We start from the raw sequence: 15,499 nt of genomic DNA on the forward strand, positions 1-15,499 counted from the left end.
ATAATTAATATTTGTTTAACTTTGAAACTGTAATTAATCACCAAAACCGAATCACAATGAAAAATTTTTTGAAAAACGCCACAAAATTAAACAAAGCAGATCTTAAAAACATTACGGGTGGTATTAGCGGAACTCCTGATCTTTCCCTTTGCGGATGCGACTGCACGGGATCTGTAACAGGACCTAAATATTGCATTCAGTACATAGCATGTCCACAAGTATATACTTGCAGAGATCTTGTATAAAAAATTATTTCATTAGAAATAAACATTTCCACATTTAATACGCAGAAGCCTTTTGGTAATCCCAAAAGGTTTTTGTAATTCTTAGAATTCAGTTTAGGAGCTTTTTGATTACATCGAAAAGCAATATTTATTATTTTATTTGAAGCTTTTTCCCGCTTTCCGCACTCGCTATTTTTCTTATTTTCGGGCGCGGCGGCGGCGAAGCCGCCGCGCCCGAAAACAAAAAAATGAGCTCAGACAAAGCTGCAATGGGGCTAGGGTTGCAGACCTTAAAAGAATAGATATTTCATAAACCTTTTATAATCAAAATATGTTGCAGAAGAAATCGACGCAATTGAACTGTGATTACAGATCCTCAAAATTTTTATTGATAAGATTCCCGAATCGGCTATTCTTAGCTTCCCCGATTTTCTGTTTTGTATAAATACTGTTATTCCCTGAAAATAAATACGATACAATACAGGCAATAGCAACATAAACTCCACATTCCACGCCAAACAGTTCAATACCCATTAAGGTGCAGGCAAGAGGCGTGTTGGTAGCTCCGGCAAAGACTGCTACAAAACCCATTCCTGCCAGTAATCCGTAAGGAAGCGGAATGAATATAGACAATGCACTTCCCAAGGTAGCTCCGATGAAAAATAATGGCGTAACCTCGCCGCCTTTAAAACCGGCTGAAAGCGTTACAACGGTAAATAACATTTTCAACACAAAATCATACAAAGGCAGCTGTTTTCCGAACGCTTCTTCAATAACCGGAATTCCAAGCCCAATGTATCTTGTGGTTCCCATCGCAAATACTGCGGCAGCAATTATAAATCCTCCCACGAAAGGACGCAACGGAGGATAGACAATTTTTGATTTAAAGAAAGAGCCTCCATAACGCATCATTCGGCTGAACATGGCGGCACAGATTCCAAAAGCAATCCCGGCAATTACAGAGTAAACAAAAGAAATAACATTCGTTTCCGGAATAAATCCGATAAGATAGGATGTATGGTGAACATTCCACATTCGGGTAACCTGATCTGCCAGAATAGCGGATGCAAAAGCAGGGAAGATGCCGGTGTAGCGGATTTTGCCTACCAGAAAAACCTCAAGCCCAAAAACTGCTCCGGCTAAAGGAGTTCCAAACACAGACCCAAATCCTGCAGCAATTGCTGAAATGATAAGCACTTTTCGATCCTGTTCATTCAGCTTCAAAAGCTTGGTAAATTGATCTGAAATAGCACCGGCCATTTGTAATGCTGTTCCTTCACGTCCTGCCGATCCTCCGAATAAATGCGTAATAACAGTTCCCAGATAAACAAAAGGAGCCATTTTAAATGGAATGGTTTTTCGGACAGGTTCATGAATGGTTTCGATGAGAAGATTATTTCCTGCTTCCACGTCTTTTCCAAAATAATAGTACAGCATTCCTACAGCCAATCCCGCAAGAGGAAGAAAAGCAATCAGCCAAATATGCGCTTCCCTGAAATGGGTGGCCCATGCTAATGATTCCAGAAAGCCGGCAGAAGCAGTTCCTGCAGTTATTCCGATAATGATGCTGATGAAAAGCCATTTAATAATATATAAGAATGCCGGATATTTCCTTGACAGCACAAGGATTTTAATCTGTAGTAAGCGAAATAAAGTTCTTGATTTCTGAGACATAATTTTCCTGATCAAATTACTGTTAATAATCTTTTTAATCAGGCGTCATCAGCTTTCTGAAAAGCGGTTGGGTAAGGAAGAACACCATTTCCTTTTGTTAGACAAAGATAAAAATTATTTTAAAAAGAAACGGTTTTTAGCAACAAATTCGCTGCTGATCCGGATGCTTTCAAAAATATCCTTATCACTGGAATCCTGTTCCAGGAACCAATATTCAAGTCCTGCCTGTTCTTTGGCTTTAAAAATACGTTCAAAATCAATAGTGCCATTTCCGATTTCGGTGAAATCTTTTGATCCCTCCTTCATATCTTTAACATGCCATAGCGGAAATCTTTTCGGATAGTTCTCAAAATACACCAACGGATCAATTCCGGCCTTTGCAATCCAATACAGATCAAGCTCCATTTTAACCAGTTCCGATGAAGAATTTTCCAAAATGAAATCATATACATTTCGGGTTTCGTCAAATTTTTCAAATTCAAAATCATGATTATGGTACGCAAACTGAATTCCGGCTTCTTTAGTCACTTTCCCTGAATTTTCAAGCAGTTCAGGAAGCTTTTTATAATTTTCGATCGTCCTTTCTTCCGGAAATAGATACGAACATACCATATATTCTGAACCGATGAAATGAAGAGCTTCCACAGATTTTTCCCAATTATTGAGTAATGTTCCTTGTCCCTTGTTAAAAATTCCGGTCGTATGATGTGAACTGATCACCCGCAATCCTGTATTCTTAAGAATATTCTGAAATTCTTTAGAGGTCTTTCCGAAAAAAGTACCGTCGTACCCATAGATTTCCAACCCGGTAAAACCCATTGCAGCCAGTCTTTCAAGCGTTTTTTCTGGATCTGCAGACATTGCATCCCGCACGGTGTATAATTGAATAGCCAAAGTTTTTTTTCTGTTTTTAACATGAGAGATTCCGCAGGAATATAACCATAAAATTCCTAACGCCGAAAGTTTTATGAAGTCTTTTCTATGCATTATAGGAAAGGTTTCATTTCGTCTTCAATCTGAGTTCGCAACTGCATAAGTCTTATGGCATACTGTTCTTTCTGTTTATCATCTTCGGTTTCAGGAATCCATTTTGGGACCGGTAGTTTTTTTCCGTTCTCATCAACCGCTACAAATACAATAATACAGTGTGTTTTCTTATCGAATTTCGGCTGTTTAAGGTTTCTTGAGAAAACATTGATGGCAATATGCATGCTTGAAGAACCGGTGTAGATCACCTGGGCTTCTACTTTTACAATTTCCCCGATTTTTATGGGCTCATAAAACCGTATTCCGCCTACATATACGGTTACGGAATAATTTCCGCTCCAGGTTGTGGCACAAGCATAACCGGCCTGATCAATCCATTTCATGACACTTCCTCCATGTACATTTCCTCCGTAATTGACGTCTGAAGGCTCTGAAATAAACTGAAAAGTAATAGGTTTGTTCTCCATCCTCTTAAAATTTAACTAAAGATATTTATAATTTTTAAAATCTTAGATTAAATCTTACTTTTGGCGGAGAAAATTTTGTTTTAACAACCCTATTTATGAAAAAAGTATTTTATCTGAATACCTGCGATACCTGCAGAAAAATTTTAGCGCAGTTCGATTTGTCCGACTGGGAACTGCGTGAGATTAAAAAAGAGCCGATTACAAAAGAAGAACTGGCTGAAATGTACATGAAGACAAAATCTTATGAAGCATTGTTCAGTAAAAAATCTACTCAGATCAAACAAAGAGGTTTGGATGTAAAAACTTTAACTGAAAATGATTTTAAAGATCTTCTGTTGGATCATTACACTTTTTTGAAGCGTCCGGTTTTTTTAACGGATGATCGGATTTTTGTGGGAAATGATAAAAAGAATGTGGAGGCATTGCAGGAGTTTTTTGGAGTGAAATTGTAGATATACTCAAAACCCGACGATAATCTGTTACATGAAAAAACTTAATTTCCCTGTCATTACAACGGTAATTTTAAATTCTTTTATCGTAATCGGAGCCGGACATGGCTTAGGGATTTTGCTCATTTATGAAATTATAAGTCCTCAATTTATTTTTACCGACTCAAATGCTTTTAATTGGGATCATTATGATGGGAGATTGATTCCTGTTGCATTTCTGTCTTTGCTATTCCAGCTGTTATTTTTGATGAGTTTAAAGATTAAAAGAAGCCAATTGCAGAAGATTGTAATGAATGTTTTCTGTATAATTTTGATATTCATATTTTTTATTTTGGTTAAAGATTTTTCAAAATCTAATGTAGATAGACTATCTTTAATAAGCGGAATTCCTTTTTTAATATCATCTCTTTTTCTATTATTTAAAGTTAATTTCAAATAGAGTCTTAATTTTTAAGACATCAAACCCAAACCTCACAGGTTTTCAAAACCTGTGAGGTTTTTTAGAATTGTAAAAAAAGATAAAGTGGATAGCCGGATTAAGCTCCCAAAAAAACAAAAAACCCGCAACGAGGCAGGTTTTATGGTATGTTTAAACTTTGTCAAAGATTTTCAACTTTGACAAAGTGGCGTCAAAAAGTTATACAAAAGGCGCTTTTACTACCTTGGCAGGAATGTTTTTATTTCTTACCTGAATGAAGATTTCGGAACCCAATTTAAAGTGAGGTTTATCTACATACGCAAGGCCTAATCCTACTTTTTTCATTGGGGATTGTGTTCCGGAAGTCACTTTTCCGATTACATTTCCTTCTGCGTCTACAACAGGATAATCGTGTCTTGGAACTCCTTTATCCGTTAATTCAAAACCAACCAGTTTTCTGGTAACGCCTTCTTCTTTTTGCTTGGCGAATGTTTCTTTAGAGAGAAAATCTTTATCAAATTTGGTGATCCATCCCAAACCGGCTTCGATAGGTGATGTCGTATCATCAATGTCATTTCCGTAAAGGCAGAACCCTTTTTCAAGACGCAGGGTGTCTCTGGCAGCCAGTCCGCAAGGAATAATCCCTTCTTCCGCACCGGCTTCGATGATGGCGTCCCAAAGCTTTTCGGCAGATTCGTTCTTAAAATAAATTTCAAAACCGCCGCTTCCCGTGTATCCTGTGTTGGAAATGATAACATCGCTTACTCCTGCAACAGAACCTACGGTAAAATGATAATAAGGAATTTCGGAAAGATTCGTTTCCGTTAATTTCTGAAGAATTTCGGTAGCTTTCGGGCCCTGAACTGCCAGTAACGACATATCGTCTGAAGCATTGGTCATTTTTGCTCCGAAAGTATTATATTTGGAAATATGATTCCAGTCTTTATCGATGTTTGAAGCATTTACAACCACGAAATACTTATCGTCATCCATTTTGTAAACGATAAGGTCGTCAACAATTCCTCCGTTTTCGTTGGGAAGACAGGAATACTGTGCTTTTCCGTTTTCCAGTGTATCTACATTATTGGTGGTAACGTATTGTAAAAGTTCTTTGGAACCAGCTCCTTCAATAAAAAACTGTCCCATGTGGGAAACATCAAACAGACCTGCTTTTTCTCTTACGGCAAAGTGTTCTTCAGTAACTCCGGAATATTGTACAGGCATCTCAAAACCTGCGAAAGGTACGATTTTAGCTCCCAAAGATACGTGCTTGTCGTACAATGCTGTTTTCTTCATATTTAATTTTTATTTCTATTTCTTTATTTTAAAACTGTCAAAAGCTTCATTGAAAAGCTTCATAGAATTGCCGTTCCAGTATTTCTGTCCGCAGTTGATGGAAATCAGGTACAGCTCTTTATCTTTCTGGTAGACTTTTGTAAGCCAGACCAGATTTTGCTTTTCATCAAGGTATTCGTAAAAATATTCTGTATATCCTTTTTTGCCGCTTTTAGAAGTTACTTTCTTTTCGTCGTCGGAAGATTTATAAAGGGCGAGAATGAATTTTTTAGTTTCGGATTTTGGCAGATTCAGGTTGTGGTATTCCGAAATGGTAATGGCTCCGATCTGGCTTGGCGGAAAAATATTGACAATCTCGCTGTCATTGGTAACTTTCCAGCCTTGAGGATAAACAATGAAGTAGTTGTCATGATCATAGACCTCAGTCGGAATGGATTGTGCCATCCATAAACTTCCGGTGAACAGAACCAATATAAGAAATATCTTTTTCATGAATTGAGATGATGTTTATATTCATTAAGGATAATCTTGAACCATTCTGTAAAATGCTCAGGATTTGCAGATATTTCTTTGTCGAGATCTTCAATTGAAATATATCGGACTTCTTCAACTTCATCTTTATTAAGGTGAAATTCATCTTCAAAAATCCCGGTAAAAACATGATCCAGCTCATGTTCCCAGAGTCCGTTTCCTACATCTGCTTTATAAATAAAACTGAATTTTTCCGAAAGATCGGCTACAATTCCCAGTTCTTCTTTCAGTCGGCGCTTTGCTCCTTCAAGATAGGTTTCTTCAATTCTGGGATGAGAGCATACTGCGTTGGTCCATTTTAACGGTGAATGATATTTTCCAGAAGCTCTTTTCTGCAAAAGCATTTCGCCTTTGCTGTTGAAAAGGAATACAGAGAAAGCACGGTGCAGAAGGCTGTTGATGTGGGCCTGCTGCTTTTCCATTAAACCAAGAACCTGGTCTTCCGGGTTTACTAAAACTACGAATTCTTCCATTTCTACAAATGTAAGTGTAATAAATGTATTCTGAAAATTTTTGGTAAAACATCATGATTTTGAGATACCGCACATGTTCTTAAATAAGAATATGATTGCCGCATGAAGAGAATATTTTTAACTTTAATTACAAAAACTAACAATTTTAATTAAAAATTTTCATTAAATATTGATTTTTGATTTAAAAAATTTACATTTACTAAGTTTAACGGGGCTTATTAATGTAAAAAACGTAACTTTGCCATTCAATTTTTTATGATGGAATTAGAGTACAAAGATCACATTAGCCCTATCCTGAAAGACGGCGTAAAAAACTACCTTATTGATATCGACGGAACCATTACAGAGGATGTTCCGAACGAAGAACCCGAAAGAATGGTAACCTGCGAACCTTTTCCGGATGCGTTGGAAACCATCAATAAATGGTATGATGAAGGTCACCAGATCTGTTTTTTCACCTCGAGAACAGAAAACCTGAAACAAATTACTATAGATTGGCTTGATAAGCACGGATTTAAATACCACAGTGTACTATGCGGAAAGCCGAGAGGCGGAAATTACCACTGGATTGATAACCACCTGGTAAGAGCAACACGATATAAAGGTAAATTTACAGATCTTGTTGAAAAGCAGGTTACCATTGAAGTTTTTAAAGAAGACGGAGAATAAAAATTTAATTCAAAGATTAAACGATTAATGTTTTTAAGTTAATCGCTAGTCTTTACTTTAATCTACAAAAAGTTTATGAAAGTTTTAGCAAACGACGGCCTGGATCAATCCGGTATTGATGCATTGACTGAAAAAGGTTTTGAAGTAATCACCACAAAAGTTCCCCAGGAGTTTTTAGTTGATTACATTAATGAGCATAGGATTCGTACCCTGTTGGTGCGCAGTGCCACACAGGTGAGAAAAGATATTATTGACAACTGCCCGTCTCTTGAGATCATCGGAAGAGGTGGTGTAGGAATGGATAATATTGATGTGGATTATGCAAGGGAAAAAGGAATTCATGTGATCAATACACCATCAGCTTCCTCAGAGTCTGTGGCAGAGCTTGTTTTTGCCCACCTGTTTTCCGGAGCCAGATTTTTGCAGGACTCCAACAGAAAAATGCCTTTGGTGGGCGATACGGAATTTGCAACGCTTAAAAAAGCATACGCAGCCGGTATCGAACTGAAAGGAAAAACAATCGGTATTGTAGGAATGGGAAGAATCGGGCAGGAAGTTGCTAAAATTGCTTTAGGCCTTGGAATGAGAGTTGTTGCAGCTGATAGCAATGTCGGAAAGGCAAGCATTAAAGTAACCTTTTACAATAAGCAGTTCATTAATGTTGATATAGAAACCGAACCACTTCAGGATGTTCTTAAACATTCAGATTTTATAACGCTTCATGTACCGGCACAAAAAGATGGCTACATGATCGGTAAAAATGAATTTGAGATGATGAAAGACGGCGTTGCCATCGTAAACTGCTCAAGAGGCGGTGTTATTGATGAATCGGCTCTTATAGAAGCTTTAGACTCCGGAAAAGTAAAATTCGCAGGATTGGATGTTTTCATTAATGAACCTACACCTTCCAAAGAAATACTGAGCCATGCTAAAATTTCCATGACACCGCATACAGGTGCCTCAACACTGGAAGCTCAGGACAGAATCGGGCTTTCGCTTGCAGAGCAGATTTCCAGTATTTTACAAATTCAGTAATATTCAAAAATGAACAAAGCACTTCATTGCGAAGTGCTTTTTCATTATATATTGTTTTTATTTTTCAGTAAATCCCTGATTTCCGTAAGTAATTTCTGGTCTTCCGTAAGTACCGGTGGCGAAGGTGCTGTTTCCGGTTTTTTGTTAAGGCTGTTTACGCCTTTAATAAGAAGGAACAAAACAAAAGCAACAATAAGGAAGCTGATAACCGAAGATAAAAAATTACCATACTTTACCCCTCCCCAGGAAAGTTCTGCAATATTTTTTACATTGGCCTTTTCCAAAGCCGGATTCAGAAGAAGCGGCGTTATGATATCATCAACAAATGACTTTACAATGGCACTGAATGCAGCACCGATGATGACACCGACTGCAAGATCAAGCACGTTCCCTTTGAACGCAAATTCTTTAAATTCTTTAACAAATCCCATATTTATATTTTTAATTGTTGTCTAAAAGCAGGTTAATTTACAAAAAAATATGTAACTGGTTTATTTTAATTCCTTCTTTAGCGAATAATTTACATAAAACTCACTGTTTCCTAATATTATATTATAAATTTTATATATATAGGGTTTTTAAAATCACTTTTTTTGTAAATTGCTGATAGCGTATTATTAAATATCAATCAATGAAAATTTTTACAGCAGGGCAGATCCGCAACTGTGATCAATACACGATAAAAAACGAGCCGGTTTCTTCTGTACAGCTTATGGAAAGAGCAGCAGAATCATGTGTGGAATGGATCTCTGAAAACTGTAATCATCACCGTAATTTTGCTGTTTTCTGCGGAAGCGGAAATAATGGGGGCGATGGTTTTGCTATTGCAAGAATGCTTTACCAGAAAGGATTCGATGTAGATGTATTTACCCATACAAAAGCTAAGTTTTCTTCCGAGGCTCAGGAAAATTTTAAGCAGATCAAAGAGATTTCAGGAATTACCATCAGGGAGTTTAAAGAAGTATTCAATTACCGTTTCGACAGCAGAACAGTGATTGTTGATGCGCTTTTCGGTACCGGGCTCTCAAGAAGTCTGGACGGTGATATGAAAGACCTGGTGGAATTTTTAAATCAGAAAAAAAACATAAAAATTTCCATTGATCTGCCTTCCGGTCTTATGGCTGATGCTGTTTCAGATTCTGATTCGGTTGTCTTTATGGCAGACTATACGTTAAGCTTCCAGTTCTGGAAAAAATCTTTTCTCCATGCCGAAACCGGAAAGTTTGCAGGAAGAGTTCAGGTGTTGGATATTCGTTTAAGTCAGGATTATATTGATGAAACGGATACGGAAGATTTTGTAATTGATGATGAGATCATTAAAACTATTTTTAAAATAAGAAGTGAATTTTCTCATAAAGGCACCTACGGAAAGGTAAACATCATTGCCGGAAGCTATGGAAAAATGGGAGCGGCAGTACTTTCTACCAGGTCTGCTCTGAAGGCAGGTGCAGGTCTCACCTTTACACTGGCTCCAAAATGCGGATACGAAATTTTGCAGACCTCTGATCCGGAGGCCATGTTCATCGAAGGTGGAAAAGATTATATTGAAAGTTTCGATGTTGATGAAACAGCTGTTTGCGGAATAGGTCCCGGAATCGGAACTCATGAAAAAACGGCGGCAAGTCTTTTGATGTTTTTAAAAAGCTATTCAAAACCGTTGATTCTTGATGCAGATGCTTTAAATATTATTGCCCAGGATCCTGCCAATTTAAATTTAATTCCTGAGAAATCGATTATCACTCCCCATCCCAAAGAATTTGAAAGGCTTTTCGGAAAAACAAAAAATTCTTTTGAAAGAACGGAGCTGGCTAGAAATAAAAGCCGGGAACTGCAGATTTATATTGTTTTAAAGGATCATCATACCCAGATCATCACACCGGAAGGTGCGGTATTTTATAATATTACGGGAAATTCCGGGCTGGCCAAAGGTGGCAGCGGAGATATTCTTACAGGAATTATCACTTCATTCCTGGCGCAACAGTATACCGAGCAGGAAGCAGCCATTTTAGGGGTATGGTTTCATGGAAAAGCAGCCGAATTTGCTGCAGAGAGACATTCCAAAGAATCCATGCTTCCGTCAGATGTAATCAATGAGTTTGGGACTGTTTTTTCTGAATTGAATGGCAAAATAAGGAAGCTTTTGTAAGAGAAGGCTAGATAATAGACGAATAGATAATAGATTCGAGAGGTTTCGAATTTTAGATCCTGAACTTTTGTTTCTTTTATTTAAGGAATACAGACTTAGGTAAACACGCTGTCATCCTGAGCGCGAAGCAGTCGAAGGATCTTTATTCTCAATAATGTAAACCCGACCTAGGAACCTGAAGCGTTAAGAAAATTACTTTTGCGAACGTTAAGAAAATTCTTCTGTCCGAAGCGCGACAAAAATATAAAACCGATAGTTAACTCGCGCAAGTTTTAGAATTTTTAGAGAGCAGAAGGGATTTTAGCTTTCAGATTCCAGTCTTAAATTTTTGATTCTTTTGTTTGACTACGTCGAATCTTCGATTTCAAGACAAAAGAAAATGCAATTAAAAAGAAAGTTTAGATTTTTTCAGAATGACAAACTTAACTAACACGATCTGTCATCCTGAGCGCGAAGCAGTCGAAGGATCTTTATTCTCAATAATGTAAACCCGACTTAGGAAACTGAAGCGTTAAGAAAATTACTTTTGCGAACGTTAAGAAAATTCTCCTGTTCGAAGCGCGACAAAAATATAAAACCGAAGAACCGATAGTGAATTCGCGCAAGTTTAGAATTTTTAGAGAGCAGAAGGAATTTTTAGCTTTCAGATTCCAGTCTTAAATTTTTGTTTCTTTTGTTTGACTACGTCGAATCTTCGATTTCAAAACAAAAGAAAAATTGTTTAAAAAATATTTTGAGATTCTTACAGAATGACAATATTCAATAAACAGTTTCTGTCATCCTGAGCGCGAAGCAGTCGAAGGATCTTTATTCTCAATAATGTAAACCCGACTTAGGAAACTGAAGCGTTAAGAAAATTACTTTTGCGAACGTTAAGAAAATTCTCCTGTTCGAAGCGCGACAAAAATATAAAACCGAAGAACCGATAGTGAATTCGCGCAAGTTTAGAATTTTTAGAGAGCAGAAGGAATTTTTAGCTTTCAGATTCCAGTCTTAAATTTTTGTTTCTTTTGTTTGACTACGTCGAATCTTCGATTTCAAGACAAAAGAAAAATTGTTTAAAAAATATTTTGAGATTCTTACAGAATGACAATATTCAATAAACAGTTTCTGTCATCCTGAGCGCGAAGCAGTCGAAGGATCTTTATTCTCAATAATGTAAACCCGACTTAGGAAACTGAAGCGTAAAGAAAATTACTTTTGCGAACGTTAAGAAAATTCTTCTGTCCGAAGCTCGACAAAAATATAAAACCGAAGAACCAATAGTTAACTCGCGCAAGTTTTAGAATTTTTAGAGAGCAGAAGAAATTTTTAGCGTAAGATTCCAGTCTTGAACTTTTGTTTCTTTTGTTTGACTACGTCGAATCTTCGATTTCAAGACAAAAGAAAATGCAATTAAAAAGAAAGTTTAGATTTTTTCAGAATGACAAACTTAACTAACACGATCTGTCATCCTGAGCGCGAAGCAGTCGAAGGATTTTTATTCTCAATAATGTAAACCCGACCTAGGAAGCTGAAGCGTAAAGAAAATTACTTTTGCGAACGTTAAGAAAATTCTCCTGTCCGAAGCGCGACAAAAATATAGAACCGAAGAACCGATAGTAAATTCGCGCAAGTTTAGAATTTTTAGAGAGCAGAAGGAATTTTTAGCTTTCAGATTTCAGTCTTGAACTTTTGTTTCTTTTGTTTTAAGACAAAAGAAAATTGAACAATCTTAACCAACCAGGATAACCGGATATAAAAAAGCAAGTCGTCCATTCACGACTTGCTTTTTATGCTTGTAATACTATTTAAAAATTACTCAGGTTTCTCGTTTTCCGCTTGTGTAATTCTGAATTTTTTAGACATAATCATGATCACGACGCCAGCAATCATAAAAGGAATGGATAATACCTGCCCAGTATTCAGTCCTCCGAACTGAATAAATTCATCACCCTGTGGCTCTTTCAGGAACTCTACAAAGAAACGTATTGCCCAAAGAATGATGAAAAATAATCCGAACAGCCATCCCTGCTGATATTTCTTGTTGGTTTTTTTGTATAAAATCCATAACAGGACAAATAGACAAACATACCCAAATGCTTCAAAAAGCTGTGATGGATAACGTGGTACCGTCACGCCGTACTCGCTGCTCTGCTGCGGGAAAAGTAACGCAAAAGGTGAGTTGGGATCTACCGGCTTTCCGATGATTTCGGAATTGAAGAAATTTCCAAGCCTTACAAATGCGCCGCCCAATGCTACCACAATTCCAAGCCTGTCGTACACCCAGAAAGGATTTTTCTTAATAATTTTAAATGAATAATATAGGGTGGTAAAAATCAATGCGATGGTTGCGCCATGACTTGCTAAGCCGGAAAATCCTGTAAATTTAAGACCGTTTTTGGTGCTGATCGGTAAAAACACACTCCAGAAATCCTCTTTGAATAGTTCCGGCTGATAGAAAATAACGTGCCCCAGACGTGCCCCAAGAATCGTTCCTATTAATGTCCAGGTGAATAAAGGCTCCAGATATTTCTGGTTAACATTGTCAATTTTAAATATCCTGTTCATTAAAATATACCCGAAACCGAAGGCAAAAATAAACATCAAACTGTAAAAATGCAGGGTAATCGGTCCTAAAACAATACCTTTCGACGGATCCCAGATCTTAAAAGGCGTTTCCAGGCTTACCTGATCTGAAGAAGCGATTAGCTTATTTGATTTTACGGCATATTTAAAAGCTGTGATATTCTCTTTGGTAGCAGGTGTTTCTATCAGTCTGAAGTTTTTATCCAGAAACTGATATTTTTTATTTTTCAATTTATCCAGTGTTAATGCACTATAATTAAAAGATGCAGGCTCCAGATTAGATTCATTAAGGATTATCAGCACATTGCCATCTACTTTTCTATCCGGAAAGACGTTGAGATCCGCCAGTTCGGTAGTGCTGTAAATTTTTACGGGCACACCTGCTGAGTTGATTTTTAAAGTTCCTTCCGACATTCCGTCCGGATAATTCTGCGCAAATAAACACTGAGTAATCAACGCAAAAATAACGAGATACATTCTGAAAAAAATATTGCTCATTTCTATTTTTTATAGTTTGTTATATTCAAATTTTACTTTTTCTTGGGAGGAACAGGATCATAGCCGCTTCCTCCCCAGGGATGGCATCTTGAAATTCTTTTAACACCCAGCCAGAATCCTTTCAATGGGCCATGTACCTGTAACGCCTTTACCATATAATGCGAGCAGGTAGGTTCATACCTGCAGTTTTTAGGCAGCAGCGGCGAAATAAACCATTGGTAAAACTTAATTAGGATTACCAGAGGAAAGGTGATGATCTTGTTGGCTGTAGGTTTCAAAACATTGCAAAAATAGCGTAAAAAATCGGAAGTTGGTTGAAATATACCGGAAGTTTCGGCAGGGCGGAAGGGGGTTCGTCGGAGATAATTTGGTGTTGGTCGATTTGTGGATTTAGAAAATGAGAAAGAATCATAAGATGATGTTACTGTAATAAATAAGCTGCCTTCATTTGAGGCAGCTTTTACTCGTAAATTTTATTTAATGATTGTTTTTAAATCCTGAATAACTTGTTGTTGCGAATATTCTTGCTTTATAAAATTGTTTTCCTAATGGACTTCCTTCTTTAATTGTATGATTTTGCGAATAGTAATTTTCACTTACTGCGAGTTTATTCCAATTAAATTACTATTGGCTTTGAATAAAAACCAACTATAAAAACAAAAGCGACTGAAAAAGATCGCTTTATTACTTCTATTGTTTTATCATCGTAAATTCTCCAGCAGGTAAAGTAAATGCCGGTGGGTTCATATTCTCAAAATCGGGTAAAATATCTATTAACTTTACTTGTAAAACTTCTTTTCCATTTATCATTGTTTTTCTTATAATATAATCTCCCGATCTGTTGGCGCTTACATCTCTAATCTTTAAACGTAATCTTTTCTCATTTGGATTGCATTGTGGGCATTTCCAAGTTCTATTATTATTGTCAACAGGAGCATTACCTGCCAAAGCATGTTTTGCAAATTGGTTATTATATACAACATTCAAATTAAAAAGGGTATTGGCTTTTTCTATCCCATTTACAATATATTGATATTCTCCAATTATTAAATCTTCATAATAACTGCTATTATATTGTTTAATTTTTTTTTACCAAAACAATTTTAAAACTTTTATCTCCATTGGTATAAAGATAAGTGCCTTCAAATTGATTTAAGATATTATTTAAATCTTTTCTATAATATCCACTAGGCTGTCCAATTCCCGATTTACTTATATCAATTACTACACTCTGAGATTTCAATAAAGATGATATTAATGATATTACTACCAATAGAATTATATTTTTCATTTTATTAAGTTTTTTTAATTACAATTAACAGGAGTTACTACTGCTGTATCTGAATTTTCACTTATTGTGAGTTTACTCCAATTTGTTAAATCACTATTGGCTTTAAATAAAACCAACTATAAAAACAAAAGCGACTAAAAAAGGTCGCTTATTACTTCTATGGTTTTATCATCGTAAATTCTCCAGTAGGTAAAGTAAATGGTGCCGGGTTCATATTCTCCAAATCCGGTAAAATATTAGTTACTTTGACTTGTAATACTTCTTGTCCATTTACAACTGTCTTTCTTACGAAAAAATCTGCCGTCCTATTTGTACTTACATCAGTAATACTTGCACTTAATCTTTTCTCATTAGGATTGCATTGTGGGCGTTTCCAAAGTCGAGTGTTATTGTCTATTGTATAATTTCCAGCAATCGCATGCTTTGCAAATTGGTTATTGTATACAACATTTAAATTAGATAGCGTATTGGCTTTTTCTACTCCATTTACAATGTATTGATATTCTCCGATGATTAAATCTTCGTAATAACTGCTGTTGTATTGTTTTATTTTTTTTACTAAAACAATTTTAAAACTTGTATTTCCTTTGGTATAAAGATAAGTGCCTTCAAATTGATTAAGAACATTATGAAGATCTTTGCTGTAATATCCATTAGGCTGTCCTAATTCTGAATCATTAATATCAATAATCACGCTTTGAGATTTATATAAGGATGAAATTAATAATGCTATAATAAGTAAAATAATATTTTTCATATTTTCATTATTGAAA

18 protein-coding genes and 1 riboswitch are annotated in these 15,499 nt (G+C 36.2%); of the genes, 6 read left to right on the plus strand and 12 right to left on the minus strand.

Features of this window, described 5'->3' with window-relative positions:
• The first annotated feature begins 56 nt into the window (after positions 1-56).
• Positions 57-245: a hypothetical protein gene (locus tag BUA76_RS09615; RefSeq protein WP_072884594.1), complete on the plus strand. Its 189-nt coding sequence runs from the start codon at positions 57-59 to the stop codon at positions 243-245.
• A 345-nt stretch (positions 246-590) separates the two neighbouring features.
• Here the strand turns inward: BUA76_RS09615 and BUA76_RS09620 are convergent, their stop codons facing one another.
• The 3 genes from BUA76_RS09620 to BUA76_RS09630 form a co-directional block, all read right to left on the minus strand.
• Positions 591-1,898 (minus strand): voltage-gated chloride channel family protein, encoded by a 1,308-nt coding sequence (locus BUA76_RS09620; RefSeq protein ID WP_083573201.1) that lies wholly within the window; start codon positions 1,896-1,898, stop codon positions 591-593.
• Between the two features lie 32 nt (positions 1,899-1,930).
• Positions 1,931-1,999, minus strand: a riboswitch (Fluoride riboswitch).
• A gap of 13 nt (positions 2,000-2,012) precedes the next feature.
• Positions 2,013-2,885 (minus strand): sugar phosphate isomerase/epimerase family protein, encoded by an 873-nt coding sequence (locus BUA76_RS09625; protein WP_072884595.1) that lies wholly within the window; start codon positions 2,883-2,885, stop codon positions 2,013-2,015.
• Positions 2,885-3,352: an acyl-CoA thioesterase gene (locus BUA76_RS09630; protein ID WP_072884596.1), complete on the minus strand. Its 468-nt coding sequence runs from the start codon at positions 3,350-3,352 to the stop codon at positions 2,885-2,887. Before BUA76_RS09630 ends, BUA76_RS09625 begins: the two co-directional genes overlap by 1 nt.
• A gap of 95 nt (positions 3,353-3,447) precedes the next feature.
• Between BUA76_RS09630 and BUA76_RS09635 the strand changes: the two genes are divergently transcribed.
• Positions 3,448-3,804, plus strand: coding sequence for an arsenate reductase family protein (locus BUA76_RS09635; protein WP_072884597.1), 357 nt, complete (start codon positions 3,448-3,450; stop codon positions 3,802-3,804).
• A gap of 31 nt (positions 3,805-3,835) precedes the next feature.
• Positions 3,836-4,240, plus strand: a complete 405-nt coding sequence (locus BUA76_RS09640; RefSeq protein WP_072884598.1) for a hypothetical protein — start codon at positions 3,836-3,838, stop codon at positions 4,238-4,240.
• A 198-nt stretch (positions 4,241-4,438) separates the two neighbouring features.
• On the opposite strand, the gene gcvT is transcribed toward BUA76_RS09640, so the two are convergent.
• The 3 genes from gcvT to idi are packed head-to-tail and all read right to left on the minus strand — an operon-like array spanning position 4,439 to position 6,519.
• Positions 4,439-5,515, minus strand: a complete 1,077-nt coding sequence (gene gcvT / locus BUA76_RS09645) for a glycine cleavage system aminomethyltransferase GcvT (protein ID WP_072884599.1) — start codon at positions 5,513-5,515, stop codon at positions 4,439-4,441.
• Positions 5,516-5,530: 15 nt separating this feature from the next.
• Positions 5,531-6,007, minus strand: a complete 477-nt coding sequence (locus tag BUA76_RS09650) for a hypothetical protein (protein WP_143149891.1) — start codon at positions 6,005-6,007, stop codon at positions 5,531-5,533.
• Positions 6,004-6,519: an isopentenyl-diphosphate Delta-isomerase gene (gene idi, locus BUA76_RS09655; protein WP_072884600.1), complete on the minus strand. Its 516-nt coding sequence runs from the start codon at positions 6,517-6,519 to the stop codon at positions 6,004-6,006. The genes BUA76_RS09650 and idi overlap by 4 nt, the downstream gene beginning before the upstream one ends.
• A gap of 258 nt (positions 6,520-6,777) precedes the next feature.
• Here idi and BUA76_RS09660 point away from each other — a divergent pair, with 258 nt between their 5' ends.
• Both BUA76_RS09660 and BUA76_RS09665 read left to right on the plus strand, forming a co-directional pair.
• Entirely contained in the window at positions 6,778-7,188 is a 411-nt protein-coding gene (locus BUA76_RS09660; RefSeq protein ID WP_029294086.1) for an LNS2 domain-containing protein, read from the plus strand.
• A 75-nt stretch (positions 7,189-7,263) separates the two neighbouring features.
• Positions 7,264-8,223 (plus strand): D-2-hydroxyacid dehydrogenase, encoded by a 960-nt coding sequence (locus BUA76_RS09665; RefSeq protein WP_072884601.1) that lies wholly within the window; start codon positions 7,264-7,266, stop codon positions 8,221-8,223.
• A 44-nt stretch (positions 8,224-8,267) separates the two neighbouring features.
• Here BUA76_RS09665 and mscL read toward each other — a convergent pair whose 3' ends face one another.
• Positions 8,268-8,654, minus strand: coding sequence for a large conductance mechanosensitive channel protein MscL (gene mscL / locus BUA76_RS09670; RefSeq protein ID WP_072884602.1), 387 nt, complete (start codon positions 8,652-8,654; stop codon positions 8,268-8,270).
• A 200-nt stretch (positions 8,655-8,854) separates the two neighbouring features.
• Here mscL and BUA76_RS09675 point away from each other — a divergent pair, with 200 nt between their 5' ends.
• The gene (locus BUA76_RS09675; protein WP_072884603.1) at positions 8,855-10,369 is read left to right on the plus strand and encodes a bifunctional ADP-dependent NAD(P)H-hydrate dehydratase/NAD(P)H-hydrate epimerase; all 1,515 of its coding nucleotides are present in this window, start codon (positions 8,855-8,857) and stop codon (positions 10,367-10,369) included.
• A gap of 1,797 nt (positions 10,370-12,166) precedes the next feature.
• On the opposite strand, the gene lgt is transcribed toward BUA76_RS09675, so the two are convergent.
• From lgt to BUA76_RS09700, 5 genes are all read right to left on the minus strand, one after another.
• The gene (gene lgt, locus BUA76_RS09680) at positions 12,167-13,033 is read right to left on the minus strand and encodes a prolipoprotein diacylglyceryl transferase (protein ID WP_072884689.1); all 867 of its coding nucleotides are present in this window, start codon (positions 13,031-13,033) and stop codon (positions 12,167-12,169) included.
• A gap of 434 nt (positions 13,034-13,467) precedes the next feature.
• Positions 13,468-13,713, minus strand: a complete 246-nt coding sequence (gene yidD, locus BUA76_RS09685; protein WP_072884604.1) for a membrane protein insertion efficiency factor YidD — start codon at positions 13,711-13,713, stop codon at positions 13,468-13,470.
• Between the two features lie 412 nt (positions 13,714-14,125).
• Entirely contained in the window at positions 14,126-14,518 is a 393-nt protein-coding gene (locus BUA76_RS09690; RefSeq protein WP_317041294.1) for a DUF6705 family protein, read from the minus strand.
• A complete protein-coding gene (locus BUA76_RS09695) occupies positions 14,514-14,726 on the minus strand; it encodes a DUF6705 family protein (protein ID WP_072884606.1) in 213 nt (70 codons plus the stop codon). Before BUA76_RS09695 ends, BUA76_RS09690 begins: the two co-directional genes overlap by 5 nt.
• A 157-nt stretch (positions 14,727-14,883) precedes the next feature.
• A complete protein-coding gene (locus tag BUA76_RS09700; protein ID WP_072884607.1) occupies positions 14,884-15,483 on the minus strand; it encodes a DUF6705 family protein in 600 nt (199 codons plus the stop codon).
• Positions 15,484-15,499: the final 16 nt, after the last annotated feature.

It is taken from the genome of Chryseobacterium takakiae, assembly GCF_900129385.1.
In the GTDB taxonomy this organism is placed as follows: domain Bacteria; phylum Bacteroidota; class Bacteroidia; order Flavobacteriales; family Weeksellaceae; genus Chryseobacterium; species Chryseobacterium takakiae.

What these genes read in the sequence shown, in the direction of transcription:
- BUA76_RS09615 (WP_072884594.1), top strand. Translation starts at nt 57, where the DNA reads ATGAAAAATTTTTTGAAAAACGCCACAAAATTAAACAAAGCAGATCTT.
- BUA76_RS09620 (WP_083573201.1), bottom strand. Translation starts at nt 1,898, where the DNA reads ATGTCTCAGAAATCAAGAACTTTATTTCGCTTACTACAGATTAAAATC.
- BUA76_RS09625 (WP_072884595.1), bottom strand. Translation starts at nt 2,885, where the DNA reads ATGCATAGAAAAGACTTCATAAAACTTTCGGCGTTAGGAATTTTATGG.
- BUA76_RS09630 (WP_072884596.1), bottom strand. Translation starts at nt 3,352, where the DNA reads ATGGAGAACAAACCTATTACTTTTCAGTTTATTTCAGAGCCTTCAGAC.
- BUA76_RS09635 (WP_072884597.1), top strand. Translation starts at nt 3,448, where the DNA reads ATGAAAAAAGTATTTTATCTGAATACCTGCGATACCTGCAGAAAAATT.
- BUA76_RS09640 (WP_072884598.1), top strand. Translation starts at nt 3,836, where the DNA reads ATGAAAAAACTTAATTTCCCTGTCATTACAACGGTAATTTTAAATTCT.
- gcvT (WP_072884599.1), bottom strand. Translation starts at nt 5,515, where the DNA reads ATGAAGAAAACAGCATTGTACGACAAGCACGTATCTTTGGGAGCTAAA.
- BUA76_RS09650 (WP_143149891.1), bottom strand. Translation starts at nt 6,007, where the DNA reads ATGAAAAAGATATTTCTTATATTGGTTCTGTTCACCGGAAGTTTATGG.
- idi (WP_072884600.1), bottom strand. Translation starts at nt 6,519, where the DNA reads ATGGAAGAATTCGTAGTTTTAGTAAACCCGGAAGACCAGGTTCTTGGT.
- BUA76_RS09660 (WP_029294086.1), top strand. Translation starts at nt 6,778, where the DNA reads ATGGAATTAGAGTACAAAGATCACATTAGCCCTATCCTGAAAGACGGC.
- BUA76_RS09665 (WP_072884601.1), top strand. Translation starts at nt 7,264, where the DNA reads ATGAAAGTTTTAGCAAACGACGGCCTGGATCAATCCGGTATTGATGCA.
- mscL (WP_072884602.1), bottom strand. Translation starts at nt 8,654, where the DNA reads ATGGGATTTGTTAAAGAATTTAAAGAATTTGCGTTCAAAGGGAACGTG.
- BUA76_RS09675 (WP_072884603.1), top strand. Translation starts at nt 8,855, where the DNA reads ATGAAAATTTTTACAGCAGGGCAGATCCGCAACTGTGATCAATACACG.
- BUA76_RS09695 (WP_072884606.1), bottom strand. Translation starts at nt 14,726, where the DNA reads ATGAAAAATATAATTCTATTGGTAGTAATATCATTAATATCATCTTTA.
- BUA76_RS09700 (WP_072884607.1), bottom strand. Translation starts at nt 15,483, where the DNA reads ATGAAAAATATTATTTTACTTATTATAGCATTATTAATTTCATCCTTA.